This is a genomic window from Pseudomonas sp. EZ-C24, assembly GCF_014525325.1.
GTDB lineage: Bacteria > Pseudomonadota > Gammaproteobacteria > Pseudomonadales > Pseudomonadaceae > Aquipseudomonas > Aquipseudomonas shirazensis.
On the sequence record NZ_JACDIU010000014.1, the window covers coordinates 547,305 to 573,757 of the forward strand.

The following is a 26,453-nucleotide window of genomic DNA, read 5'->3' on the forward strand; positions in this document are numbered from 1 at the left end:
CAACACAGGGGCGGTGCGCCAATTCGTCCTGACTAGCAGCCGCTAGGTGGACACAACCCGCTCCATCGTGGGGGGCGATTGCAAGCTGGCATAGCGGCTGCGCAGGGTCTGCAAAAACCCTTCGCCATGGCCGTGGCCGCCGTACAGGTAGATCTTGTGCAGCCCGCCGAACACCATCTCGTGGTAGCGGCTGGCGACCTCGTCATCACTGGGCCCTTCGGGCAGCCCCAGGTGCAACGTCAATTTGTTGCCCTCGACCGCGAACAGGGGCGTATCCCAGAGAAACTGTGCGGCTCCCGTCTTGGGCAAGCGCACAAACATATAGGCATGGTTACCCAGCGAATCGACATCCCCGCCCCGCCGTCGCTTCCACTTGAGCAGACCATCATCCGGACGCGCCAGGCACAGGCCAATGTCGTAATAGTCATAACCATTGGCCAACGCCCATTCGAGGGCCATGTAGGTGGTGATGGAATTGACCTCACGCAGCTTCTTGGCATCGCTGAATATCGCTTCGCAGTAACCAAAGCGCAGAGTGCTCCAGTAACGCTTGCCGCCGCGGGTGATCTCGCAGCCAAGATGGCAGGCGACCACTTCATCGCCCAGCGTGATCAGGTCCAGACGGCCGACACCCTTGGCGATGCGAAACACCTCTTCAGTGGCAAACTGGGCAGCATGAATGCCCTGCCGGGCGGTGGCGTAGGGGCGCAACAGTTCGCGGTCAGCCATGGCGATCTCAGCATCGTCGAGAGTCTGACGCATCTGGTACAGCGGCCGGTGCTTGCGAATGCTGCGGCGTAGTTCGCTGTCATAGCGGGCGGTGATGTCTTCCAGGGGACGACCCAGCGGCACCACGGCGCTCAGATAATGCGGCACCGACAACGCGCCGCTGGTGGGCATTTCGCTGATCACCACGGTTTGAGCGGCGCCACCTGACGACGCCACCGCGTAGGTTTCGGCGACAGCGGCCTGGCCCTTGCCGGCGATCAACAGCTTGGCCATTTCGCGCTGCTGCTTTCTGCCGATGTAGAGGATCTGATAAGGGCTCTCTTGCTTGAGCCGAAAGCGGCTGACTTCCCAGCGCCAGACACAGGCACGGCTGAGCACATCACGTAACCGATTCGAGACATGCCGCATCTCGTAGCGCATTGAGGGAGAGATGAATTTTCGAGCAACTGCCTGCAGGTTCTCTTTCATGTCTTCTTCAATGTCCTTGGCAAAAGCCATCCAGGCAAAACGCAGGGTCATCATCAACGCGCAGGAAAACGCGCCTAACTTATTGAAAGTTAATGCAATAGCTGTATGACTTCGCACTCATAATTGGTAACAATTAAAGATGCAAGGTAGCCCCTTTGCAAGCGGCATTTTGACAGCATGGCGCATGCTTTTATGGCGTCAAATTTTATCTTTCAGGTTGTACTGACTGGGCTGCGTTGACGCGCTGCCAGCCACGCCTGCAGGGCGGCTGCGGGCATCGGCCGCGCCATCAGATACCCTTGCCCCTGATCGCAACCTGCGTTGCGCAGGAAGTCGTACTGCGCCTGGGTTTCGATCCCCTCACCGGTGATCCGGAAACCCAAGGCATGGCCCAGGTCGATAATTGCCCGGGCAACGGCTACCGCGTCATCATCGTCAGGCAGGTCCTTGATGAACGCACGATCGATCTTCAGGTGATCGATGGGCAGCGAGCGCAGATAGGCCAAGGATGAGTAGCCGGTACCGAAGTCATCGACTGCAGTCGCCACGCCCATTGCCTGCAGTTGCGCGAGCACGGCGCAGGCCTGTTGTTGGCTCTCCATCAACAGGCTTTCGGTAATTTCCACTTCCAGCAACTGCGCTGGCAGCCCATGACTGGCCAAAGCGCCGGCCAGGCTGCTGACGTAATCACTGCGCTCGATCTGCAGCGCCGCAACGTTGATGGCCAGCGGTCCTGGCAAGCAGTCTGTGTTGCGCCAGCTGGCCAACTGCGCGCAGGCCAGTTCCAACACGCGCTCGCCCAGCGGGATGATCAAACCGGTCTGCTCGGCCAAAGGCACGAACTCGCCCGGCGCCACCAGACCATGCACCGGATCACGCCAGCGCAGCAGCGCTTCGACGCCTTCTACCCGGCCGCTGAACAGATCGATCTTGGGCTGATACCACAACTCGAATTCATTGTCCTGCAAGGCGCGGCGCAGGTTGCGCTCCATCTCCAGACGCTGCTGCAGGCGTGCAGTCATGTCCGGATGGTAAGGGCGCCAGGCATTGCGGCCGTTTTCCTTGGCGACGTACATCGCGGTGTCGGCATGACGCAGCAGGCTGTCGACATCATTGCCCTGCTGCGGGCACCAGGCCAGGCCGATGCTGCCGGTGACCAGCGCCGCGTTGCCATTGAGATCGAAGGGCCGCTGCAACGCCCGCAAGATCCCCTGCACCTGCTGGCTGACCTGGCTCTGGCTGCCCTGCAGCATGAACACGAACTCATCACCGCCCATGCGGCAAACCCGATCGCCTTTGTTCAGCTCTTGCAGAAACCGCGCCGTTGCCTGTTGCAACAACAGGTCGCCCATCGCGTGGCCGAGGCTGTCGTTGACCTGCTTGAAGCCGTCGATGTCCAGCATCAATACAGCCAGGCCATGGCCTTGATTGATGGCAGCGGCCAACTGCTGCTGGAACAACACTCGGTTGGGCAGCCCGGTAATGGTGTCGTAGTGGGCCAGCCGCACAAGCTGCGCCTGCGACTCGCGCAGCTCGCGGTTACGCCGTTGCAGCAGACGCCGGCTACGGTTGAGCTGAGCAACGAACAAGCTGAACAAGCCGGTAAAACTCAGGGCGAACAGGAACAGCGGCGAAGTGAACAAGGCCAGCGCAGGCCAACCTTCGCGAGGTTCGGCGACCAATTGCCAACGGCCACCCGGCACCTCGACGGTCTGCGTCAGCAGCGGCTCCTTGAACAGCCCGGCATTGCCCCAGATCATGCCGCCTTCGGCACCTTTACCGTCGCTGCCGCGCACGGCCAGGTCAATCGGCAGTTCCGGGCCGATACCGGCGGCCTGCAGCAAACGGTCGATATCGGCAACGGTAGAGACATTGCCCCAGTAGAATTTGACCCCACGCTTGCCGTTGACGAACACCGGGCGCCGGTAAATCAGCGCTTCACCGCCCTGGTGGAGCTTGACCGGGCCGGCCAGTACAGGCTGTTGCCGTTGCCGGGCGAGCTCGAGCATGGCGTATTGGTCAGGCAGGGTATGGTAGTCCAGGCCAATGACGGACAGATTGCCCCCACGTGGGTGCACGTCATTGATCACATCGCCTGGGGCCAGGGCCACATGGCGCATGTACGGCACCGAGGCCAGCGCCTCACGCGCCATGCCGCGAAAGTGCTCGGCGCTGATCACGCCATCGGCCGTGATCAGCTGGGCGATGCCCTCGGTCTCGCCAAACGCAGCGCGCAATTGCGCCTCAAGAGCGACCCTCACCCCCGATAATTGTGTAGCCACATGCGCCACCTGCTCGAGCTGCTGGCGCTGCATGTCTATGCGGCCCAGCAAAACTGACAGACCAATACCGATCAAGGCAAAGCCTACCGGCAACAGGCGGTTGATACCGCGCCGCACCGGGTTGGCGGCGGGCACTGAGGGATCTTGGTCGAGGAAAGCACTGATCATGAATGCGCGGTCGCAGGTCGATTGATTGTGTATCGGCGCAGGTTGGGCAATGTTGAGCCAGACTGGTGTTTTTCCTCGTGCGGGCGCATGCTCGGACAGCTGAAGCGTTTCACCCATACACTAATCGTGAGGTGCAGTATTCATGGACAGTCTGCTCGATTCGTTGTTTCCAACCGCCGATGACATCCCCGAGGCCTGGCGCCTCGGGCCGCCGCTGGAGCAACGCGATTATCTGGTCAATGGCGAACTGCGCCAATGGCCTGGCCCGCTGGCCACCGTGCGCAGCCCGATCTGGCTCAAGCATGGCGATGAAGAGCAGCAAGTCATCCTCGGCAGCGCACCGTTGCTGGACGCCGACACTGCACTGACGGCGCTGGACGCTGCAGTCCACGCTTACGACAAAGGCCGCGGTGCCTGGCCGACCATGCGTGTGGCCGAGCGGATCGAGCATGTGCAGGCGTTCCTTGACCGGATGCGCGAGCAACGCACGGCGGTGGTCAAGCTGCTGATGTGGGAAATCGGCAAGAACCTCAAGGATTCCGAGAAGGAGTTCGACCGCACCTGCGATTACATCGTCGATACCATCAATGCCCTGAAAGACCTCGACCGACGCTCCAGCCGCTTCGAGCTCGAGCAAGGCACGCTCGGCCAGATCCGGCGCGCGCCGCTGGGCGTAGCGTTGTGCATGGGGCCCTACAACTACCCGTTGAACGAGACCTTCACCACGCTGATCCCGGCGTTGATCATGGGCAATACCGTGGTGTTCAAACCGGCCAAGTTCGGCGTGCTTCTGATCAGGCCGCTGCTGGAAGCGTTCCGCGACAGCTTCCCGCCGGGGGTGATCAACGTGATCTACGGCCGCGGGCGAGAAACCGTCAGCGCGTTGATGGCCAGCGGCAAGGTCGATGTGTTCGCCTTTATCGGTACGCACAAGGCCGCCAGCGACCTGAAAAAACTCCACCCGCGCCCGCACCGCCTGCGCGCAGCGTTGGGCCTGGATGCCAAGAACCCAGGCATCGTGCTGCCCCAGGTCGACCTCGACAATGCAGTCGACGAAGCCGTCACCGGCGCGTTGTCGTTCAACGGCCAGCGTTGCACCGCGTTGAAGATCCTGTTCGTGCACGAGGATGTGGTCGACGCGTTCCTCGACAAGTTCCAGCGTAAACTGGCTGCCCTCAAGCCTGGCATGCCGTGGGCCCCGGGTGTGGCACTGACGCCGCTGCCCGAGCAAGGCAAGGTCGACTACCTCAACGCCCTGGTTGCCGATGCCACTGGCAAAGGTGCACGGGTGCTCAATGAAGGTGGTGGCCAGAGCCGCGGTTCGTTCTTCTTCCCTGCCCTGCTCTACCCGGTCAGCGCCGACATGCGCGTCTATCAAGAAGAGCAGTTTGGCCCAGTTGTACCGGTGGTGCCGTACCGCGACCTGGAGACGGTGATCGAGTACGTGCTCGACTCAGACTACGGTCAACAGCTCAGCCTGTTCGGCAATGACCCGGCCACCATTGGCAGCCTGGTCGATACCTTCGCCAATCAGGTTGGCCGGATCAACCTCAATGCGCAGTGCCAACGCGGGCCGGACACCTACCCTTTCAACGGGCGCAAGAACAGCGCTGAAGGCACCTTGTCGGTGCACGACGCACTGCGGGTATTCTCGATCCGTACCTTGGTGGCCACCAAGTTCCAGGAGGCCAACAAGGAGCTGATCAGCGAGATCATCCGTAATCGCCAGTCGAGCTTCCTGACCACCGATTACATCTTCTAGCCGCCTGCAAGGGGTCGGCCTCCAGCTTCAAGTTGAAAGCAGCCGCGCTTTGCTTGAAGCTTGGGGCTTGTAGCTGGGAGCTGCTCCACATGCGAATCATCGAAAAAAACGCCAGCCTGGTGCGAAGCCTGACCCTGGCCGAGGAAGAACTGCTGGCAGGCTTTGCTGCCGGCAGCCTGACCGGGCCGGCGGTGCTGCAGGCCAATCAGATGCTGATGAAGGTGCGCAGCGCCAACCAGTGGCTGGCCTGTGACTGTCGCAAGGACGCCTTGCCGGTGCTTAACATTGCCCTCAATGGCGATACTGGCAGGCTGGTCCTGCGCAATAATCCGGACACCCCCGAACATACCCCTGGCTGCCCGTTCAGCAAGGATGAGCGCGAGGCTGAACAGAGCCGCCACGAGAGCACGCCGCCGCCCGCGTGGCTTGCGCCGGACACGCCGCTGGGCCTGATTGGCGACTTCCGCAAGGCCAGCGAGCAAGGCCCCGCCGGCCCGGTCAACGAGGCTGCCGAACGCCGGGCACAACAGCACCTGCTGTCGCTGCTGCTGACCTGGATCGAAATCAGCGGCCTCAACGTCTATGCCAGCCACCTGAAAAAGGACCTCACCGCGCAGTTCGCCGAGCTGCGCAGCGTGGCCAGCCGTTACCCATTGCTCGAGCGCGTGCCGGCCAGCAACTATTTGGAAACGCGGCTGGACATGAAGCACATGATGATGCTCAAAGCACGCCTGCGTGAGGCGACGGTGTTCGGCAATCACCGTCGGCATGGCTTGCTGCTCGACTGCGTCGATCAGATCAAGGGGCGCAAGCTGTTCAATGCCCGCAGTGAGGATGGCTTCGACTTCCAGGGCCATCATCTGTACTGGGGTGGCAACCGCACCAGCGGTCCGCTGCTGGCCCTGGCGCTGTACTCGCCGGCCACTGCCGGGAGCAACTTCTATGAGTTGATCCACGTTGCCAGCGTGCCGGTGCTGTCACGCGCGCATCTGTTCCCGGTGTACCGCGACGAAGAACGCGAACCGCTCAAGGCGTTGGTGTCGCTGATCGACTGGATGGCCAGCAAAGGGGTCAAGGTGCTGATGCGCCGGCCGGTGATTGGAGGCCAGGTAATGGATGAGCTGGTGCTGACCTCGGATCAGGACCGGGTGTTGTCAGTGTCACTGCTGGAACAGCCGGTCGGGCCGGAGCCCGACACAGAGCACTTCAAGCGTTACGCCGACTTTAAAAGCCTGGAGACCTTCCGCAAGTTTGTCGCCGGGTTTTTCATGCGCGAGCGCTGAAGCGGCCTGGCCCCGCGTGGGGCCACCCCGCGCTGGAACGGTTCAGAACGCCGCGCGGAAGATTGCTTCGATTTCCGCCTGGCTGGCGGTGCGTGGATTGGTCACGCCACAGGCGTCCTTCAACGCATTTTCAGCCAGCAGCGGCACGTCCTGCATACGCGCGCCAAGTTCTGCCAGGCCTGCAGGAATGCCAACCGCCACTGCCAGGTGCTCGATCGCCGAAATCGCTGCGCCAGCGCCTTGCTCTGCATCCAGCCCACACACCTTGATCCCCATCGCCTTGGCGACGTCGCGCAAACGCGGCGAGCTGACCTTGGCGTTGAAGCGCTGCACGTGCGGCAGCAGCACCGCATTGCACACGCCATGGGGCAAGTCATACAAGCCGCCGAGTTGGTGCGCCATGGCATGCACGAACCCCAACGACGCATTGTTGAAGGCCATGCCGGCCAGGAACTGCGCGTAGGCCATGTTCTCCCGCGCCTGCAGGTCGCTGCCATCGGCGACGGCCTGGCGCAGGTTGTCGCTGATCAGGCTGATGGCTTTTAGCGCGCAGGCGTCGGTAATCGGCGTGGCAGCGGTGGAAACGTAGGCTTCGATGGCGTGAGTCAGGGCATCCATGCCGGTGGCTGCAGTCAGGCCCTTGGGCATGGCAACCATCAGCGCCGGGTCGTTGACCGAGAGGATCGGCGTCACGTTGCGGTCGACAATGGCCATTTTCACATGGCGGGCTTCGTCGGTGATGATGCAGAAACGGGTCATTTCGCTGGCGGTGCCGGCGGTGGTGTTGATCGCAATCAGCGGCAGTTGCGGCTTGGTCGAGCGGTCAACCCCTTCGTAGTCACTGATCCGCCCACCATTGGTAGCGCACAGGGCGATGCCCTTGGCGCAGTCGTGGGGCGACCCGCCGCCCAGCGAGACGATGCAGTCGCAGTGTTCACGTTGCAACACGGCCAGGCCTGCTTCGACGTTGGCAATGGTTGGGTTGGGCCGCGCGCCGTCAAACACCACGGCATCGATATCACGCATGGCGAGCAGGCCGGCAATGCGCTCGGCAACGCCAGCCCGGGCCAGGCCCTGGTCGGTGACGATCAATGCCTTGCGCAGGCCGTAGCCAGCGATGGCAGTCATCGCTTCGTCCAGGCAATCAATGCCCATGATATTCACGGCGGGGATGAAAAAGGTGCTGCTCATGGGGGCGGATCCTCAAGGTCTGTCTACCTTGAGAATCTGCCCAATCGCGGCCCACAGTGTTGATCCACAGCAACGATCAATCCGCCAGGCAGACCGACTATCGGTTTAGCCGAGGAATAGCCGATAGGCAGGGTTGTCGGTCTCGTCCCAGTAGCGGTAACCCATCTCATCCAGCGCAGCCGGCAGGCCCACCAGCTCCTCGTCGGGGACTTCCAGCGCGGCGAACACCCGCGCTTCGGCGGCACCATGGTTGCGGTAGTGGAACAGACTGATGTTCCAGCGTTTGCCCAGGCGCTCGAGGAAGCCCATCAACGCCCCTGGCCGCTCCGGAAACTCGAAGCGCAGCACCCGCTCATTGCTGCCTAGGGCAGCGTGCCCGCCGACGGTATGGCGCACATGCAGCTTGGCCAGTTCGTTGTCGGTCAGATCGAGCACCTGATAGCCCTGCCCGCTCAAGCTGGCCAACAACTGCTCGCGAGGGTCAGTCAGCGGGTGGGTCTGCACGCCCACGAACAGGCGGGCTTCCTTGCCTGGGTAAAAGCGGTAGTTGAACTCAGTGATCTGGCGCTTGCCCAGCGCTTGGCAGAAGGCGCGGAAGCTGCCGGGCTGCTCGGGAATGGTCACGGCAATGATCGCCTCGCGCTGCTCACCCAGCTCTGCCCGCTCGGCAACATGGCGCAGGCGGTCGAAGTTGACGTTGGCGCCGGAGTCGATCGCCACCAGCGTTTGCCCTTTTGCGCCCTCGCGGGCGACGTATTTCTTGATCCCGGCCACGGCCAGCGCGCCGGATGGCTCGGTGATCGAGCGGGTGTCGTCATAGATGTCCTTGATTGCCGCACACAGCTCGTCGCTGCTGACGGTGATCACTTCATCGACAAAGTGCCGGCATAGCTCAAAGCAGTGCGCGCCGATCTGCGCCACCGCCACACCATCGGCAAAGGTGCCGACCTGGGGCAGGATCACTCGTTCGCCCGCCGCCAGTGCCGCTTGCAGGCAGTTGGAATCGTGCGGTTCGACGCCGATCACCTTGATCTCGGGGCGCAGGTATTTGACGTAGGCAGCAATGCCGGCGATCAGGCCACCGCCACCCACCGGCACGAAGATCGCATCCAGCGCGCCCGGCTGCTGGCGGAGGATTTCCATGGCTACGGTGCCTTGCCCGGCGATTACATCGGGGTCGTCGAACGGCGGCACGAAGGTCGCGCCATGCTCGTCGGCCAAGCGCAGCGCGTGGGCCAGCGCATGGGGGAAGCTTTCGCCATGCAACACCACATTACCGCCGCGCGAACGCACACCCTCGATCTTCAGGGTTGGCGTGGTGGTGGGCATGACGATAGTTGCCTGCAAACCCAGATGGGCAGCGGCCAGGGCGACGCCCTGAGCATGGTTGCCGGCAGAAGCGGTGATCACGCCGCGCTCGCGCTGGGCTGCGGTCAGGCGCGATAGGCGGGTGTAAGCGCCGCGGATCTTGAAGGAGAACGTCGGTTGCAGGTCTTCGCGCTTGAGCAGGACCTGGTTGCCAAGGCTGGCCGACAGCGCCGCAGCGCCTTGCAGTGGAGTTTCAATGGCCAGGTCATACACCGGCGCAGCAAGAATACGCCGCACTTGCTCGGTTAGCAGTTGCGCGGGCGTGAGACGCGGGTTGACGTTGAGATTGGTCATCGATGACTCCTGGTGGTTGCGGTATTGCCCAGGAGTCAGAGAAAACAAACCCGCCTCCAGGGCGGGTTAGGTGCACGTACGCGCTAGCCCGCCAATCCGATAGTGGCGGTAATAATAATGTTCAGGGCGCGACGCTGCGGGAAGGTATTCATGGGTAAGGAACTTATCCTGTTGCGCTACAAGCCGTCAACACTTGGCTTGCTGCGCCGAGAGCGGCACATCGAAGACCTTGTCGAAGCCCCACTGGAACACGAACGCGTAGACGAAGAAAAACGCGAACAGCGCCAGGTTGGTGAGCAATGCCGCCCACAGGCTGATATCCAGCCAGTACGCCACCAGTGGCAGCAACAACACAACCAGCCCGCCTTCAAAGCCCAGTGCGTGGAGGATGCGCCGCAGGACAGTGCGCTTGCGTTTGGCCTGGCGCGCCTCCCAGCGCTCGAACGCCCAGTTGAAGGCCATGTTCCAGCTCATCGCAACCCCGGACATAAGCACCGACAGCGCCGTCGAGTGGGCCATGCCGGCATCGAACATCAGCGCCAGGGCGGGGGCTACACAGGCCACGGCGATGACTTCGTAGCAGATGGCCTGAACGATCTTGCGGGCCTTGCCTTGCATGTACGACTCCTGGGAGAAACGGCCCGCAAACGGTACGCCGCTTGTCGGCGGTGTTCAAGCCGCCGGCAAGCGTATGCGGAACTGCGCCCCGCCGAGCGCCGACTGGGCAACCGTGAGTGTGCCGCCCTGCCCTTCGATTGCCCGCCGGCTGATCGCCAGGCCCAGGCCAAAGCCGCCGCTATTGCGATCGCGGCTGCGGTCCAGCCGATAGAACGGCTGGAAGATCCGCTCGCGCTCCTCCTGCGGGATGCCGATGCCGTCGTCCTCAACCGTAAGCAGACAAGCGCCGTCCTCCAGGCGCAGGCGCAGCAGCAGCTTTTCGTCGCAATAACGCATGGCATTGCGTACCAGGTTTTGCACGGCGCGGGCGGTCAGGCGCGGGTCGAGGACGAAGCGCGGCAGGTTGGCCTCGGCTTTGACTTCCCACTGAACACCACGACTATCAAGCTCCTCGGCAAAACCGCCAAGGACGCTGTCGACCAGCTCCAGCAGCGACACTTCCACCCGTTCGTTGGCCTGCCCGGCGGTTTGCAGCCGGCTGTAGGACAACAACTCGAGGACCAGCTCATCCAGCTCGCGAACGTGGCCGACCAGCTCCAGCAAGCGCTTGCGGTTGGCTGGCGGCACTTCGTCAAACAGCAGCACCAGGCCAAAATCCAGCCGGGTCAGCGGCGTGCGCAGTTCGTGCGAGACGGCATTGAGCAGTTCACGTTGTTCGTTGACGTGCCGCTCCAGGTCGCTGGCCATGGTGTCGAACACACCGGCCAGTTCACCGATGTTGGAGCGCGCAGATATCTGCGTGCGCGCGGTTAGTTGCCCTTCGCCGAGACGCCGCGCGGTTTTCTTGAGCCGCTGCAGATCCCGCCAGTGTGGCCACACCCAGCCCAACAGGCAGCCGAGCAAGGCGGCACCGATCAGCACGGTCACGCCCCAGGACAGCAGGTTGATGTCGACCGGATCGGGCGGGCTGTGCAGGCTTACCAGCCACTCGCTGTTAAGCGCCGCCATTGCCGTTCGGTAGTAACCCCAGTCGCCCAGGCGCACAACATGCAAGCCTGCCTGCAGGCGCTCGCGTTCGGGCGCCGTTAGCGCAGCCTGATCCCAGCGCAGCAGTTGCACCTGCAAAGGGCGGAAAATATCCGCCACTTCACGCTCGACAGCCGGCCATTGCTCAGCCGGTGCCTGCTGGAACTGGCGCACGATCAGGGTTTGCACGCCCCTGGCCTGGTCTTGATTGAAGGCCATGAAACGTTCATGGAAAGCACCGACGATGGCATCGGGGATCAACAACAACGCGCCGGCGTAGGCAACGATGATCAGTAGGTAAAGGCGTACCAGAATCTTCAGCATGGTGCCTTCAGTACTCCCATTCGCCGCGGCTGAACAGGTAACCCTTGCCCCACACGGTCTTGATTTTGCGCGCTTCGCCGGCGTTGTCGTCGAACCTGCGCCGCAGCTTGGAGATCGCCACGTCCACCGAGCGATCGGTGCCGTTGAACTCGATGCCCCGCAACTGTTGCAGGATGCGGTCGCGGCTGAGCACTTCACCGGCGTTGCGCGCCAGCACCACCAGCAGATTGTACTCACCGCTGGACAGCTCGACTGCCTCGCCGCGCCAATTCACCGTGCGCTCGGCCAGATTGATAAGCAACCCGCCGACCTGGATCACATCGCTTTCCAGGTGCGGTTCATTGACGCTGCTGCGGCGCAGCAAGGTACGTACTCGGGCCAGCAGCACCCGCGGCTCGCAGGGCTTGCTGACATAATCGTCAGCGCCCATTTCCAGGCCCAGCACCTGGTCGTGGCTATCGTCGCGGGCAGTCAGCATGAGAATCGGCAGGCACTGTGATTCCTGGCGCAGCAAACGGCAGACCTGCAAACCATCCAGGCCGGGCAGCATCAGGTCGAGGATGACCAGATCAGGCCGCTGCCGCCGGCATTCGTCCAGCACCTGATCGCCGCGAGCAATGACGGTGACGTGGAAATCGTTGCGCTGCAGGTAGCTGGCAATCAGTTCGGACAACGCGCTGTCGTCTTCAACCAGAAGAATGTTCGGCATAAGTAGCTTGGCTGAGGGAAGTAAGTAATGAGGATATAGATCCTACGCAGCCGCAGCCGTTTTCCTTACACTTTTTCACATACGCCCTACAGTGCTTCACAGCTTATTGGTGGCCAAGTGCTTTAGCATAGCGCCGGTCATTATCGGAAAGCTGCGTATGTCTAACTATCCAACACTCCCCCTGCGCCATCTGGCGCCCTTGGCGCTGCTCGGTGTACTGCTCGCCGGCTGCGACAGCGCTGCCAAGCCAGACGACCAAGCGCCTCCGGCGCAGGTGCGGGTTGAGACCGTGCAGGTCCAGCCGCTGGCGATCACCAGCGAACTGAGCGGTCGCATCCTTGCCCCGCGCACCGCCGAAGTGCGTGCACGGGTGGCTGGCGTGGTGCTCAAGCGGGTTTATCGCGAGGGCAGCGACGTCAAACAGGGTGATGTGTTGTTCCTGATCGACCCGGCGCCGTTCAAGGCAGACCTCGACAGCGCCCGCGCCACCCTGGCCCGCGCCGAGGCGACCCGCTATCAAGCGCGCCTGCAGGATCAACGCTACGGCGAGCTGGTGGCCGACAAGGCCGTCAGCCGCCAGGAATACGACAACGCCCACGCCGCCTTGCTGCAAGCCGACGCCGAAGTTGCCCAGGCCAAAGCCGCGCTCGATCGGGCCCGGCTGAGCCTGGGTTATGCTACCGTCACAGCGCCGATTGCCGGGCGCATTGGCCGCGCGCTGGTCACCGAGGGCGCGCTGGTCGGCCAGAACGAAAGCACGCCGCTGGCGACGATCCAGCAATTGAACCCGATCCACGCCGACGTCACCCAGTCGACCCGCGAGCTGACCGCCCTGCGCCGGGCGCTGCGGGCCGGTGAGCTAAGCCAGGTCGGCGAGGATCAAGCCAAGGCCACCCTGATTCAGGATGACGGCAGTGCCTATCCGCTGCCGGGCAAGCTGCTGTTCTCGGACATCAGTGTCGACCCGAGCACCAACCAGATCACCCTACGCAGCGAATTCCCCAACCCGGACCTCGACCTGCTGCCCGGCAGCTACGTGCGCGTGCGCCTGGAGCAGGCGGTACAACCCAAGGGCATCAGCGTGCCGCAGCGGGCCATCCTGCGTGACAGCGCAGGCGTGGCCAAAGTCATGCTGGTCGATCAGCAGGACCAGGTCGTTGCCCGCGAAGTGGTCCTGGGCAATGCCCAGGGCGATCGCTGGATCGTCAATGAAGGCCTGCAGCCTGGCGACCGCGTGGTAATCGAAGGCCTGCAACACATCAAGGCCGGCGATCAGGTGCGGGTTGACCCAAAAGCTGACGCCAATCCCATCGTCCAGCACAACGGCCAGTGAGGGCCTGATTCATGCCGCAGTTTTTCATTGACCGGCCGATTTTCGCCTGGGTCGTAGCGCTGTTCATCCTGCTTGCGGGGGCGCTGAGCATTCCCAAGCTGCCGGTGGCGCAGTATCCCAACGTGGCGCCGCCACAGATCGAGATCTATGCCGTCTACCCGGGTGCTTCCGCTGCAACCATGGACGAGAGCGTGGTCAGCCTGATCGAGCAGGAGCTCAACGGCGCCGACAACCTGCTCTATTTCAACTCGCAAAGCAGCCTGGGCAGCGCCACCATCACCGCCACCTTCGAGCCGGGCACTCAGCCGGACCTGGCTCAGGTCGATGTGCAGAACCGCCTCAAGGTGGTCGAGTCGCGCTTGCCGCGGCCGGTCACCCAGCAAGGTTTGCAAGTCGAAAAAGTCTCGACCGGTTTCCTGTTGCTGGCCACCCTCACCTCCGAGGACGGCAGCCTCGATGAAACTGCCCTCAGCGACATCCTTGCGCGCAACGTGATGAACGAGATCCGCCGCCTCAAGGGTGTTGGCAAGGCGCAGCTGTACGGCTCGGAACGGGCCATGCGGATCTGGATCGACCCGGCCAAGCTGATCGGCTTCAACCTCACGCCCAACGACGTCTCGGTGGCCATCGCCGCGCAGAATGCTCAGGTGGCACCCGGCAGCATTGGCGATCTGCCGAGCCGGCCAACCCAGGAAATCACTGCCAACGTGGTGGTCAAGGGCCAACTGAGCACGCCGCAGGAATTCGCCGACATCGTCCTGCGGGCCAACCCGGACGGTTCCAGCGTGACCGTCGGCGATGTCGCCCGGGTCGAGATCGGCGCGCAGGACTACCAGTTCGGCACGCGCCTGAACGGCAAACCGTCGACGGCCTTTGCCGTGCAGCTGTCGCCCGGCGCCAACGCCATGCAGACCGCGACCCTGGTTCGCGAGAAGATGGAGCAACTGGCGCCGTTGTTCCCGGCCGGGGTCAAGTACGACATCCCGTATGACACCTCGCCATTCGTCAAGGTGTCGATCCAGCAGGTCATCACGACCCTGTTCGAGGCGATGCTGCTGGTGTTTGCGGTGATGTTTCTGTTCCTGCAGAACATCCGCTATACGCTGATCCCGACCCTGGTGGTGCCGGTGGCGCTGATGGGGACCTTTGCCGTGATGATGGCGCTGGGGTTCTCGATCAACGTGCTGACCCTGTTCGGTATGGTTCTGGCCATTGGCATCCTGGTCGACGACGCCATCGTGGTGGTGGAAAACGTCGAGCGGATCATGGCCGAGGAAGGCCTGCCGCCCAAGCAGGCAACGCGCAAGGCGATGGGCCAGATCAGCGGCGCTATTGTCGGCATCACCCTGGTGCTGGTCGCGGTGTTTCTGCCGATGGCCTTCATGCAAGGCTCGGTGGGGGTGATCTACCAGCAGTTCTCGGTGTCGATGGCGGTGTCGATCCTGTTCTCGGCCTTCCTTGCCCTGAGCTTGACCCCTGCCCTGTGCGCCACCCTGCTCAAGCCGGTAGCCAAAGGTGGCGAGCATGCCAGCAAGGGCTTCTTTGGCTGGTTCAATCGCCGTTTCGAGCGCATGAGCGACGGTTACCAGCGCTGGGTGGTGCACGCGCTCAAGCGCAGCGGTCGCTATCTGCTGCTGTATGGCGTGTTGCTGGCGGTGCTGGGGTATGGCTTCAGCCAGTTGCCGACGGCGTTTCTGCCGACCGAAGACCAGGGCTACACCATCACCGACATCCAACTGCCGCCGGGCGCCAGCCGCGCCCGCACCGAACAGGTGGCGGCGCAGATCGAGGCGCATAACAGCGGCGAGGCTGGAGTTGGCAATACCACGTTGATTCTTGGCTTCAGCTTTTCAGGCAGCGGGCAGAATGCCGCGTTGGCGTTCACCACGCTCAAGGACTGGTCCGAGCGTGGTGCTGCCGACAGCGCGCAAGCCATCGCGGACCGGGCCAATCAGGCGTTCAGCCAGATCAAGGACGCCGTGGCGTTCTCGGTGCTGCCGCCGCCCATCGACGGCCTCGGCGAGTCGACCGGCTTCGAGCTGCGCCTGCAGGACCGCGGCGGCCTTGGCCATGCGCAACTGATGGCCGCCCGCGACCAACTCCTGGCCGAGGCAGGCAAGAGCAAGCTGCTGGTCAACGTGCGTGAGTCGTCGCTGGCGGAAAGCCCGCAGATTCAGCTTGAAATCGACCGGCGTCAGGCCAACGCGCTGGGCATCTCGTTCGCTGATATCGGTTCAGTGCTGGATACCGCGGTGGGCTCAAGCTACGTCAACGACTTCCCTAACCAGGGCCGCATGCAACGGGTAGTGGTCCAGGCCGAGGGCGATCAGCGCAGCCAGGTCGAGGACTTGCTGAAGATCCACGTGCGCAATGACAGCGGCAAGATGGTGCCACTGGCAGCGTTCGTGCAGGCCAAGTGGGTCACCGGGCCGGTGCAATTGACCCGCTATAACGGTTATCCGGCGGTTTCCATCAGCGGCGAGCCAGCGCCTGGTTACAGCTCAGGTGACGCCATGGACGAAATGCAGCGCCTGGTCGATCAATTGCCTGCCGGCACTGCGCTGGAGTGGACGGGACTGTCGCTGCAGGAGCGCTTGTCCGGCAGCCAGGCACCGCTGTTGCTGGCCTTGTCGCTGCTGATCGTGTTCCTGTGCCTGGCGGCGCTGTACGAGAGCTGGTCGATCCCGACGGCGGTGCTGCTGGTGGTACCGCTAGGCGTGCTCGGTGCAGTGCTGGCAGTGACGCTGCGCGGCATGCCCAATGACGTGTTCTTCAAGGTTGGTTTGATCACCTTGATTGGCTTGTCGGCGAAGAACGCCATTCTGATCATCGAGTTCGCCAAGAGCCTGGTCGATCAGGGCCATGATCCGGTTGATGCCGCGGTACAGGCGGCAAGGCTGCGGCTGCGGCCGATCGTGATGACGTCGCTGGCGTTCATTCTCGGCGTGGTGCCGTTGGCGATTGCCAGCGGTGCGAGTTCGGCGAGCCAGCAGGCGATCGGTACCGGGGTGATTGGCGGCATGCTCAGCGCGACGCTGGCGGTGGTGTTCGTGCCGGTGTTCTTCGTGGTAGTGATGCGCTTGGCTGGGCGACGCAAGGCTGGCGTTGAGGCAAGCGAGCGCGGCTGACTGGACAAGCTGGGTGTGACATGGGAGGGTTTCTGGCTTGACTGCCAGGAGCCCTTTTTTATGTCTGCGCAATTGCCTGCCTGTTCTGTATTGATCCTTGCCGGTGGCCGGGGCGAGCGTATGGGTGGGCGCGATAAGGGGTTGCTGGAGTGGCGTGGGGAGCCATTGGTGGCGCATGTGCAGCGGGTGGTGCGGCCGTTGACCGATGATGTGGTGATTTCCTGTAACCGAAATCAAGAGCTGTACCGTGGGTATGCCGATCAGTTGGTGGCTGATGCCGAGGCGGATTATCCGGGGCCCTTGGCTGGGGTGATTGCGGGGTTGGCGGTGGCTCGGCATGACTGGGTGGTGGTGTTGGGGTGTGATGCGCCGTTGATTGACCGTCGCTTGATCGAGGATTTGCTTGAGCTTGCGGTTGGGCAGGATTTGCCGGCGATGGTGCGTCAGGGGGGGTATTGGCAGCCGATGTTTGCGGTTTTGCCTCGGCGGGTGTTGCCGTTGTTGCGGCGGGCTTGGTTGGAGGGGGAACGGAGTTTGCAGCGGGCTCTGGTGGGGGGTGGGGGGTGCTGTGGGCTGGACTGTGCTGTGGGGGATCCCAGGTTGTCGAATTTCAATACTCCGGAGTTGCTTGGGTCGTGATCTTTCGACTTTAGATGCTGGCTTAGGTTTGTGCTCTAATATACTGATATTTATCAGATTTTGTATTTTAGATGATGATTACTAGTTAGCCTTTCGTGGAGGACAGCCAATGGCCGATTGCTGTCTCTCGCCAAAAGCAGCAGCCAGCCAAAAGCGGCCTCTTGGATCGTGCACCTCTAACACAGCCCGTAGCGGCGATCCTGCCTATGTTCGCTAGCGAACAGACTCCCCCCCATGAACACCCCACACTCGTCAGTGGAACGCTGCACCCGGCGGCGCAACGCCCCGCACACCTGGCCTGGCGTAGAACCGCCTTCATTCCACATGCGACTTGCCCTGCGCGGGTCGTGCGAAGGAATTCATGCAAAATATCCTGACTCGCACCCTGTCCAGCCTATGGCGCTCACCGGCCATCTGGCTTCGGTGGAGTGCAGCGCGGCACAAGTTCGAATACGAGCCCATCCTGCGTTCCGACCTGTTCAATGCGCAGCAGATGGCAGATCACGGCATCGTACTGGCCCGTCAACATGTGCTCGGGCGCCTTTCAAGAAAGGACGCCTTGCTGGGCCGCCTGACTGACAATCAACTGCTGCTGGAACGCAGCTGCGCAGCGCTCATGACCGTGCAATTGTCCAGCCGACGCGCCACCCCTGCGGCAGAATGGCTGCTGGACAACTTCTACCTCATCGAAGAAAACATCCGTACCGCCAGAACCCACCTGCCCGACGGCTATAGTCGCGAGCTGCCACGCCTGGCCGAAGGTCCTTCGGCCGGCCTGCCGCGGGTTTACGACATAGCGCTGGAAACCATCGCTCACGGCGATGGCTGGGTTGATGCGCCCAGCCTGGATTGTTTCATCGCCTCTTATCAGACCATCACCCCGCTGACCCTGGGCGAGCTGTGGGCCATCCCGATCATGCTGCGCCTTGCGCTGATTGAGAACTTGCGGCGCGTGGCGTCTCGGGTCATGGCAAACCGCGATGACCGTAACCTTGCCGATGACTGGGCCGATCGCCTGATCGAGATGGCCGAGCGCGACGCCAAGAGCGTGGTCTTGACCGTTGCCGACATGGCGCGATCGGCACCGCCGATGACGCCATCATTCGTAGCAGAACTGGCGCGCAGGCTGCACGGGCAAAGCGCAGCATTGATATTGCCGATGGCCTGGATAGAACAAACGCTAGGCGAGTCGGGCCTGACCGTAGAACGCCTGGTGCAGATGGATGCCCAGCAGCAAGCCGGTGACCAGGTGTCCATCAGCAACAGCTTCGCCAGCCTGCGGTTGCTGACGGCGACCGACTGGCGCGAGTTCGTTGAGCTGCTCAGCCATGTCGAACAGGTCTTGTGCACGGATCCGGCAGGCGTCTACGCGAACATGGACTTTGCCACCCGCGATCGTTACCGCCATGTGATCGAACGCCTCGCCCGGCATTGCGTGCAGTCTGAAACCGAGGTGGCACAAGCGGCCATCGAACTGGCTAGCACTCCACAGCTCGTGAGCCATGTGAACGGGCATGTGGGCTATTACCTGGTGGCTGGCGGTTTGCCCCACCTTGAGCAGGCGCTGCACGCCAGCGTGCCGCTGCACCAACGCTGGAAGCGCCTGCTGCAGAGCGCCCCGTTGAAGTTCTACCTGTGCCCTGCACTGCTGCTGACGCTGCTGTTAGCCTGGCCGTTTCTCAGCAGCGCTTATCACCGCGGCACGCCAACCTGGGGCTTGGTCCTGCTCGCCGTGCCAGCGCTATTGATGACCAGCAGTCTGGCGATTGGGCTGGTCAACTGGCTGGTGACCCTCACGGTAGTCTCCTCGCTTCTGCCGCGCCTAGATTACAGCAAAGGCATACCGGCCGAGGCACGGACGCTGGTGGCGGTGCCGACGATGTTTGCCAACGCCGACGACATCGAGGTGCTAGTGGAAGGCCTGGAAGTGAGATTCCTGGCCAATCGCGATGCCAATCTGCATTTTGCGCTGCTCAGTGACTTCATGGACGCTCCTGCAGAGGTGATGCCCGAGGATGCCGAACTGCTCGCTCTGGCGCGGCAATTGATCGAGGCGCTCAACCACAAATATGCCGATGGCCAGGTCGACCGGTTCTTCCTGCTGCACCGGCCCAGGCACTGGAGTTCGACCGAACGGGTCTGGATGGGGTATGAACGCAAGCGCGGCAAGCTCGCGGAGCTCAACGCATTGCTGCTTGGTAAAGGAAAGGAGCGCTTCGCATTGATCGTCGGTGATGTCGCGCCACTGAGCGCGGTACGCTTCGTCATCACCCTGGACACCGACACCTTGCTGCCCCGCGATGTCGCGCGTCAGTGCATCGGTACCATGATGCACCCGCTTAACCAGCCGGTATTCGATCTACAGAGCGGTAAGATCGTCAGCGGCTACGCCATCCTCCAGCCACGCGTAGGGATCAGCTTGCCGAGCACGGCACGTTCGACCTACGCCCGCCTGTTTGGCAGCGATGCGGGTATCGACCCCTATACCCGCGCCGTCTCCGATGTTTACCAGGACCTGTTCCACAACGGCTCCTTCATCGGCAAGGGCATCTATGCCGTCGATGCCTTCGAACAGGCACTCGAAGGCTGCCTGCCCGATAACCGCATCCTCAGCCATGACTTGATCGAAGGCTGCTACGCCCGCTGCGGGTTGCTCAGCGATGTACAACTGTATGAGGAATATCCGTCGCGCTACAGCGCCGATGCCAAGCGCCGACACCGCTGGATTCGCGGAGACTGGCAAGTGCTGTACTGGGCCTTGCCGTGGGCACCGAAGCCCGAGGGAGGATTCGCACGCAACCCCCTGAGCAACCTTGCCCGCTGGAAGATTCTCGACAACCTGCGCCGCAGCCTGGAGCCAGGCGCCTTCCTGGCCATGCTGGTCTGGGGATGGTTGGGTTCGAGCGAAGCCATCTCCTGGACATTGGCGGTGGTCATCCTGGTCTTTGTCCAACCGACGCTGCAGTCAGTACTGGCGCTGGTGCAGAAAGCGGCCGATATTCCCCTGGGACAACACCTCAGCGCGGCATTACGGACCTCGGGCCAGCATTTCATGCGCGCGCTCTTGTCGATTGTCTGGTTGCCGTCCGATGCGTTGTTGAGCTTCGATGCGATTGGCCGCTCATTGTGGCGCATGCTGATCAGCAAACGCCGCCTGCTGCAGTGGCAACCTTCCCGTGAGGTGGAGCGTTCCAGTGGCACCGGTCTGTCAGACATGTATAAAAGCATGTGGATTGCCCCGGCACTGGCGCTGCTGCTATTCGCGGCCCTGCTCCCCTCCCTCGCCGTACTCGCACTGGCGGCGCCTTTGCTGCTGGTGTGGTTGGCAAGCCCGGCGATTGCCTGGTGGATCAGCCTGCCGACCACACCCGCGGGGTTTAGTCCGTCAGCGCAAGACCTGCGTTTCTTGCGCATGCTGTCACGCCAGACCTGGGCGTTCTTTGATCGTTACGTGAGCCCTGAGAACAACTGGTTGCCGCCGGATAACGTCCAGGAAGTACCCAAGCTGACCATTGCGCACCGGACCTCCCCGACCAACATGGGCATGGCCTTGCTCTCGCACCTGGCGGCCCACGATTTCGGTTACCTGAGCGGCGGGCGCTTGCTGGAACGCATCACTGCAATGCTTGAATCCATGGCGGGCCTAGAGCGTCATCAAGGGCACTTCTACAACTGGTACGACACCAAGACACTGCAGCCGCTGGCGCCTAGGTATTTGTCCACCGTGGACAGCGGCAACCTGGCGGGCATGCTGCTCACCTTACGACCGGGGCTGCTGGGATTGATCGACACGCCTCTGTTTGACCGAAGCACCCTGAGCGGCCTGGGCGACACCCTCGATGTGCTTCAACAGGCGTTAGAGGGCGTAAACCTCGATGACCGTGCCGTGCTTGAACTGCGCGTAAAGGTAGAGTCGGCGCTGGTCCAGGACACCCCGGACAACCTCCTGCCATTACTCGATCTAACGGCTGCTTTAACAATCGACAGTCCGCCCAGGGCTGCTGAAGAAGCCCATTACTGGCTACAGGCATTACAGGCGCAGTGCACGGATCTGCGGGCAGAACGACTACTCTTCGAGCTACCGTCGGCACCCGCCCGGGACAAGCCACCCGCACTCACCCTGCGGCAAATGGCCGAGCTCGATTGCACCCTGTGGCTGCCCGCAGATCAGGCGCAAGTTCAGGAGGTACAACGCCTGGCCCGCGCACGAATCATTCATCTTGAGCACCTGGCCGAATTTTGCGCGTCACTGGCCAGCATGGACTTCACCTTCCTCTACGATGCCCAGCGTGACCTGTTCTCGATAGGCTACAACGCCGACGAACGCAGGCTGGACCACGGCTATTATGATCTGCTCGCTTCAGAGGTACGCCTGACCAATTTCGTGGCCATCGCCCAGGGCCAGCTGCCGCAACAGGCCTGGTTCACCCTCGGACGCCTGCTCAGCAACAATCGTGGGGTGCCGGTGCTGCTTTCCTGGTCCGGATCGATGTTCGAGTACCTGATGCCCAACTTGATCATGCCTAGCTATGAAGGGACGCTGCTGGAGCAGACCTGTCGCGCGGCCGTCGCCTTGCAGATCGAGCATGGGAACCAGTTGGGCATCCCCTGGGGCGTGTCCGAGTCGGGTTATAACACCCTCGACGCCCACTTCAATTATCAGTACCGGGCCTTCGGCGTTCCAGGCCTTGGGCTCATGCGCGGGTTGGCCGAGGACACCGTGATTGCACCGTACGCCAGCGCCCTGGCGCTGATGGTCAAGCCGCAAGCGGCCTGTCGCAACCTTCAACGTCTGGCGGCCCAGGGTTCGGCAGGGCGCTATGGCCTGTACGAAGCGGTCGACTACACCGAGGCGCGCCTGCCGCGCGGCCAGCGCTATGCGGTCGTGCGCTCGTTCATGGCGCACCATCAGGGCATGAGCCTGCTGGCCTTGACCAGCGTGCTGTTGGACCTTCCCATGCAGCGCCGTTTCGAGTCGATCCCGGCCTTCCAGGCGACCGTGTTGTTGCTGCAGGAGCGCGTACCGAAAACCGCCGCGCCCTACCTGCATGCAACCCAGGCACGTGCCACAGGGGAAACCCCAGAGACGCAGGAAACCAGGCTGCGCGTATTCGCCGATCCCGGGCGCAAACGCCCCGCTGTGCAGCTGCTCTCCAACGGCCGTTACCACGTCATGCTCAGCAGTGCCGGGGGCGGTTACAGCCGTTGCAACGACATCGCCGTGACCCGCTGGCATGAAGACGCGACCCGCGACAACTGGGGCATGTTCTGCTACCTGCGCGATGTCAGCAGCGGCGTATTCTGGTCCTCGGCCCACCAGCCGACCCTGCACCGGCCAGAGAGCCATGAGGCGATTTTCAGCGACTCCCGGGCCGAGTTTCGTGTTCGCGAGCTCGACTTCGATACGCACACGGAGATCGTCGTGTCTCCCGAAGACGATATCGAACTGCGCCGGCTGCACATCACCAACCGCGGCCGCGTAAGCCGTAGCCTGGAGATTACCTCCTACGCCGAGGTGGTACTGGCGCCGGCGGTCAGTGATGCCATGCACCCGGCCTTCAGCAACCTGTTCGTGCAGACCGAACTGGTGCCGGCGCTGCAGGCCATCGTCTGCACCCGCAGGCGGCGCTCCACTGAGGAAGCCGTGCCCTGGATGTGCCACCTGCTGGCCGCCCACGGCGTGGACATCGACGCCATTTCCTACGAGACCGATCGAGCGCGATTTATAGGTCGCGGACGCAACGCTTGCGCACCGGCGGCGCTCGATGGCCATGTCCAGCAGCTGTCCGGCAGCGCAGGTTCGGTGCTGGATCCGATCGTAGCCATCCGCTGCCGTATCACGCTGGAACCCGGGCAAACGGCGACCATTGACCTGGTGACCGGCGTCGCGGACAGCCGTGACGGCTGTCTGTACCTGATCAATAAATACCGCGACCGCCACCTCGCCGATCGGGTCTTCGACCTGGCCTGGACCCACAGCCAGGTGTTGCTGCGCCAACTCAATGTCTCGCAGGATGATGCACGCCTGTTTGAACAGATGGCTGCTTCGATCCTCTACGCCAATGCCTCGTTGCGCGCGGAAAACAGCATCTTGATGGCCAATCGACGTAATCAATCGAGCCTGTGGGGCCAGGCGATCTCCGGCGACCTGCCCGTCGTCCTGCTGCAGGTTTCCACCGTCGAGAACATCGAACTCGTGCACCAGATGGTCAAGGCCCATGCCTACTGGCGGCAAAAGGGGCTGATGGTCGACCTGGTGATCTGGAACGAAGATCAGGCCGGCTATCGCCAGCAACTCCAGGACTTGATCATAGGTGTGGTGACATCCGGCAGCGAAGCCTCGTTGATCGATCATCCCGGGGGCATTTTCGTGCGCCCGGCACAGCAGTTGTCGAACGAGGACCGTACGCTGATCCTGTCGGTTGCACGCCTGGTGCTGAGCGAAGACAACGGCGGCATCGCCGAGCAGGTTCATCGGCGCCATGCCATCCCGGTACACCCGGCGCTCGTCCCCACGTTCAAGCACCAGGCAAAGGCAACACAAGCGACCCTGCCGGCTATCGAAGGTCTGCTGCTGGGCAATGCCTATGGCGGCTTCAGTGCCGATGGCAGCGAGTACGTCATGACCTTGCAGCCTGGCAGGCCGACGCCGGCGCCATGGGCCAACGTATTGGCCAACCCGCACTTCGGCACGGTGATATCCGAAAGTGGTGGCGCTTACACCTGGATGGAAAACGCTCACGAATTTCGCCTGAGCCCCTGGCATAACGACCCGATCACCGACGCCAGCGGCGAGGCGATATATGTGCGCGATGAAGAAACCGGGTATTTCTGGTCGGTGACGCCGCAGCCTTGTCCCGGTACTGGCGCGTACCGGACCCGGCACGGCTTTGGCTATAGCGTATTCGAGCACGACGAAGACGGAATCCACACCGAGTTGTGGGTGTATGTGGCGCTGGACGCTTCGATCAAATTCTCGCACTTGCAGATTCGGAATCGCTCAGGCCGCGCCAGACGCCTGTCGACGACCTGCTATGTCGAGTGGGTACTGGGCGACTTGCGCAGCAAATCGGCGATGCATGTGGTGACGGAAGCCGACCCTAGCAGCGGCGCATTGTTCGCCAGGAACGCCTATTCGATCGAGTTTGGCGAACGGGTGGCGTTCCTTGATACCGACTCGAGCGACATTCGCATCAGCGGCGATCGCACTGAATTCATCGGTCGCAACGGCAGTCTCAAGACACCAGCGGGACTGCAGCACGCGCGGCTGTCGGGCCGTACCGGTGGCGGCCTGGATCCCTGCGCGGCAATACAGGTTGCCCTCGACCTCGACAACGGTGAAGAGCAGGACGTGGTCTTCCGGCTCGGTGCAGCCAGGGATAAGGCGTCAGCCCTGCGCCTGGTTCATCAATACCGCGGCCTGGCGGCGGCCAGCGCGCAACTGGCGGCGGTACGCGGGCATTGGCGTGCGCAACTGGGCGTGATTCAAATCCAGACCCCCGACCCGAGTATCGATGTCATGGTCAATGGCTGGCTGATGTACCAAGTGATCGCCTGTCGCTTCCAGGCCCGCAGTGGCTACTATCAGTCCGGCGGGGCCATCGGCTTTCGTGATCAACTGCAAGACAGCATGGCGATGATCCATGCCGACCCCGCCAGCGTGCGTGGTCATCTGTTGCTGTGCGCAGCCCATCAATATGCCGAAGGCGACGTGCAACACTGGTGGCATCCGCCGCTCGATCGGGGGGTGCGCAGTGGCTGTTCAGACGATTACTTGTGGCTGGCATTGGCGACCAGCCACTATGTCAATGTCACCGCCGACCTCAGCGTGCTGGCAGAACCCGTGGGTTACCTTGAGGGCCGTCCGCTCAATGTCGGGGAAGAATCCTATTACGACCTGCCGGGCAAATCGCACCTCGTGGAAAGCCTCTACCAGCACTGTGTCCACGCCATCGAACACAGCCTGCAGCGCGGCAGCCACGGCCTGCCCTTGATCGGCACGGGCGACTGGAACGACGGGATGAACCGGGTCGGCCAGCTGGGCCGCGGTGAAAGCGTGTGGCTGGGCTTCTTCGGCTTCGACGTTCTGCAGCAGTTTGCCATCACTGCCCAGCTGCATGGAGACCCTGTTTTCGCCCAACGTTGCTCCCGGCAGGCCGCCCTGCTGCAGGCCAGTCTCGAGGAGCATGCCTGGGACGGCGAATGGTACCGGCGCGCCTGGTTTGACGATGGCCAGGTCCTGGGCTCGGCCAACAATGACGAATGCCGCATCGACTCGATCTCGCAAAGTTGGTCGGTACTGTCGGGCGCCGCCTCGCAGACCCGACGCCGCACGGCCATGGCCTCGGTCGAGCAGCACTTGGTACGGCCCGACACAGGCGCGGTCCTGCTGCTCGATCCACCTTTCGACAAGGGCGCGCTTGAGCCCGGCTATATCAAGGGCTATGTGCCGGGTGTACGGGAAAATGGTGGCCAGTACACCCATGCCGCCGTCTGGGCCGGCATGGCCTTCGCCAAGCTTGGCGACAATGCCAGGGCGTGGCGGTTGCTCCACATGATCAACCCCGCGGGCCATGAAGTCGCCAAGCGGATCGAAACCTACAAGGTCGAGCCCTATGTCATGGCTGCCGACGTCTATGGCACGCCGCCCCATGCGGGCCGTGGGGGGTGGACTTGGTACACCGGGTCGGCCGGCTGGACGTACCGCTTCATCGTCGAGTCATTGCTCGGCTTGCGGCGTGTCGGCACTTCATTGCACATCGAACCGCTACTGGCGCAGGGATGGCCTGGTTACACGCTGCACTACCGTTATGGGGCAACGACTTACCATATCGAAGTGCGGCCAGGCACGACCACTACGCTTGCGATCATGCTGGACGGCGAGTTGCTAGGCCAGGACACGCTTCAACTGTCGGATGATGGCAAGCAACATCAGGTATTGGTGACATGCCCGGTCAAAGCGCATCAGCCAGAAATACAAGGGCACGACACAACTGTCGAAGCTGATCTTGAGCGCTGAAATTCAGCGCTCTTGACGAACCTGGGTTATTGCGGCGGCGAATTCGGTGCCTTGCCGCGCTTGGTGCGCTTTGGAGTAACCTGTCCCCCTCAGGAAATTTTCCCTCGAAGGG

Annotated in this window: 13 protein-coding genes; 6 read left to right on the forward strand and 7 right to left on the reverse strand. The window is 62.5% G+C overall.

What is annotated here, in order from left to right; genetic code table 11:
* Nucleotides 1-42 precede the first annotated feature (42 nt).
* Both IDM28_RS11590 and IDM28_RS11595 read right to left on the reverse strand, forming a co-directional pair.
* Nucleotides 43-1,197 (reverse strand): hypothetical protein, encoded by a 1,155-nt coding sequence (locus IDM28_RS11590; protein ID WP_188036368.1) that lies wholly within the window; start codon nt 1,195-1,197, stop codon nt 43-45.
* 212 nt (nt 1,198-1,409) lie between these two features.
* Nucleotides 1,410-3,614 carry a putative bifunctional diguanylate cyclase/phosphodiesterase gene (locus IDM28_RS11595; RefSeq protein ID WP_409035075.1) on the reverse strand — a complete coding sequence of 735 codons (2,205 nt, stop codon included), beginning with the start codon at nt 3,612-3,614 and terminating at the stop codon, nt 1,410-1,412.
* A gap of 175 nt (nt 3,615-3,789) precedes the next feature.
* On the opposite strand from IDM28_RS11595, the gene IDM28_RS11600 reads away from it, so the two are divergent.
* Both IDM28_RS11600 and IDM28_RS11605 read left to right on the forward strand, forming a co-directional pair.
* Complete coding sequence (locus tag IDM28_RS11600; protein WP_150569200.1) at nt 3,790-5,409, forward strand: NADP-dependent glyceraldehyde-3-phosphate dehydrogenase; 1,620 nt, start codon at nt 3,790-3,792, stop codon at nt 5,407-5,409.
* Between the two features lie 89 nt (nt 5,410-5,498).
* The gene (locus IDM28_RS11605; protein WP_188035977.1) at nt 5,499-6,692 is read left to right on the forward strand and encodes a hypothetical protein; all 1,194 of its coding nucleotides are present in this window, start codon (nt 5,499-5,501) and stop codon (nt 6,690-6,692) included.
* Between the two features lie 42 nt (nt 6,693-6,734).
* Here the strand turns inward: IDM28_RS11605 and yiaY are convergent, their stop codons facing one another.
* The 5 genes from yiaY to IDM28_RS11630 form a co-directional block, all read right to left on the reverse strand.
* Nucleotides 6,735-7,883, reverse strand: a complete 1,149-nt coding sequence (yiaY, locus tag IDM28_RS11610) for an L-threonine dehydrogenase (protein ID WP_150569198.1) — start codon at nt 7,881-7,883, stop codon at nt 6,735-6,737.
* 105 nt (nt 7,884-7,988) lie between these two features.
* The gene (gene ilvA, locus IDM28_RS11615) at nt 7,989-9,545 is read right to left on the reverse strand and encodes a threonine ammonia-lyase, biosynthetic (RefSeq protein ID WP_262500074.1); all 1,557 of its coding nucleotides are present in this window, start codon (nt 9,543-9,545) and stop codon (nt 7,989-7,991) included.
* Nucleotides 9,546-9,731: 186 nt separating this feature from the next.
* Nucleotides 9,732-10,163: a PACE efflux transporter gene (locus tag IDM28_RS11620; RefSeq protein ID WP_103437398.1), complete on the reverse strand. Its 432-nt coding sequence runs from the start codon at nt 10,161-10,163 to the stop codon at nt 9,732-9,734.
* Nucleotides 10,164-10,217: 54 nt separating this feature from the next.
* Nucleotides 10,218-11,513: an ATP-binding protein gene (locus tag IDM28_RS11625; protein ID WP_150569196.1), complete on the reverse strand. Its 1,296-nt coding sequence runs from the start codon at nt 11,511-11,513 to the stop codon at nt 10,218-10,220.
* 7 nt (nt 11,514-11,520) lie between these two features.
* A complete protein-coding gene (locus IDM28_RS11630; protein WP_101319619.1) occupies nt 11,521-12,222 on the reverse strand; it encodes a response regulator transcription factor in 702 nt (233 codons plus the stop codon).
* 157 nt (nt 12,223-12,379) lie between these two features.
* Between IDM28_RS11630 and IDM28_RS11635 the strand changes: the two genes are divergently transcribed.
* From IDM28_RS11635 to IDM28_RS11650, 4 genes are all read left to right on the forward strand, one after another.
* A complete protein-coding gene (locus IDM28_RS11635; RefSeq protein WP_150571695.1) occupies nt 12,380-13,555 on the forward strand; it encodes an efflux RND transporter periplasmic adaptor subunit in 1,176 nt (391 codons plus the stop codon).
* Between the two features lie 11 nt (nt 13,556-13,566).
* Complete coding sequence (locus IDM28_RS11640; RefSeq protein ID WP_188035978.1) at nt 13,567-16,683, forward strand: efflux RND transporter permease subunit; 3,117 nt, start codon at nt 13,567-13,569, stop codon at nt 16,681-16,683.
* A 60-nt stretch (nt 16,684-16,743) separates the two neighbouring features.
* Nucleotides 16,744-17,322 carry a molybdenum cofactor guanylyltransferase MobA gene (mobA, locus tag IDM28_RS11645; RefSeq protein WP_188035979.1) on the forward strand — a complete coding sequence of 193 codons (579 nt, stop codon included), beginning with the start codon at nt 16,744-16,746 and terminating at the stop codon, nt 17,320-17,322.
* Nucleotides 17,323-17,683: 361 nt separating this feature from the next.
* The gene (locus tag IDM28_RS11650) at nt 17,684-26,341 is read left to right on the forward strand and encodes a GH36-type glycosyl hydrolase domain-containing protein (RefSeq protein ID WP_188035980.1); all 8,658 of its coding nucleotides are present in this window, start codon (nt 17,684-17,686) and stop codon (nt 26,339-26,341) included.
* The last annotated feature ends 112 nt before the right edge of the window (nt 26,342-26,453 follow it).

Excerpts from the sequence above, each read along its gene's own strand:
- IDM28_RS11590 (WP_188036368.1), bottom strand. The coding sequence starts at position 1,197 with ATGAAAGAGAACCTGCAGGCAGTTGCTCGAAAATTCATCTCTCCCTCA.
- IDM28_RS11600 (WP_150569200.1), top strand. The coding sequence starts at position 3,790 with ATGGACAGTCTGCTCGATTCGTTGTTTCCAACCGCCGATGACATCCCC.
- IDM28_RS11605 (WP_188035977.1), top strand. The coding sequence starts at position 5,499 with ATGCGAATCATCGAAAAAAACGCCAGCCTGGTGCGAAGCCTGACCCTG.
- yiaY (WP_150569198.1), bottom strand. The coding sequence starts at position 7,883 with ATGAGCAGCACCTTTTTCATCCCCGCCGTGAATATCATGGGCATTGAT.
- ilvA (WP_262500074.1), bottom strand. The coding sequence starts at position 9,545 with ATGACCAATCTCAACGTCAACCCGCGTCTCACGCCCGCGCAACTGCTA.
- IDM28_RS11620 (WP_103437398.1), bottom strand. The coding sequence starts at position 10,163 with ATGCAAGGCAAGGCCCGCAAGATCGTTCAGGCCATCTGCTACGAAGTC.
- IDM28_RS11625 (WP_150569196.1), bottom strand. The coding sequence starts at position 11,513 with ATGCTGAAGATTCTGGTACGCCTTTACCTACTGATCATCGTTGCCTAC.
- IDM28_RS11630 (WP_101319619.1), bottom strand. The coding sequence starts at position 12,222 with ATGCCGAACATTCTTCTGGTTGAAGACGACAGCGCGTTGTCCGAACTG.
- IDM28_RS11635 (WP_150571695.1), top strand. The coding sequence starts at position 12,380 with ATGTCTAACTATCCAACACTCCCCCTGCGCCATCTGGCGCCCTTGGCG.
- IDM28_RS11640 (WP_188035978.1), top strand. The coding sequence starts at position 13,567 with ATGCCGCAGTTTTTCATTGACCGGCCGATTTTCGCCTGGGTCGTAGCG.
- mobA (WP_188035979.1), top strand. The coding sequence starts at position 16,744 with ATGTCTGCGCAATTGCCTGCCTGTTCTGTATTGATCCTTGCCGGTGGC.
- IDM28_RS11650 (WP_188035980.1), top strand. The coding sequence starts at position 17,684 with ATGCAAAATATCCTGACTCGCACCCTGTCCAGCCTATGGCGCTCACCG.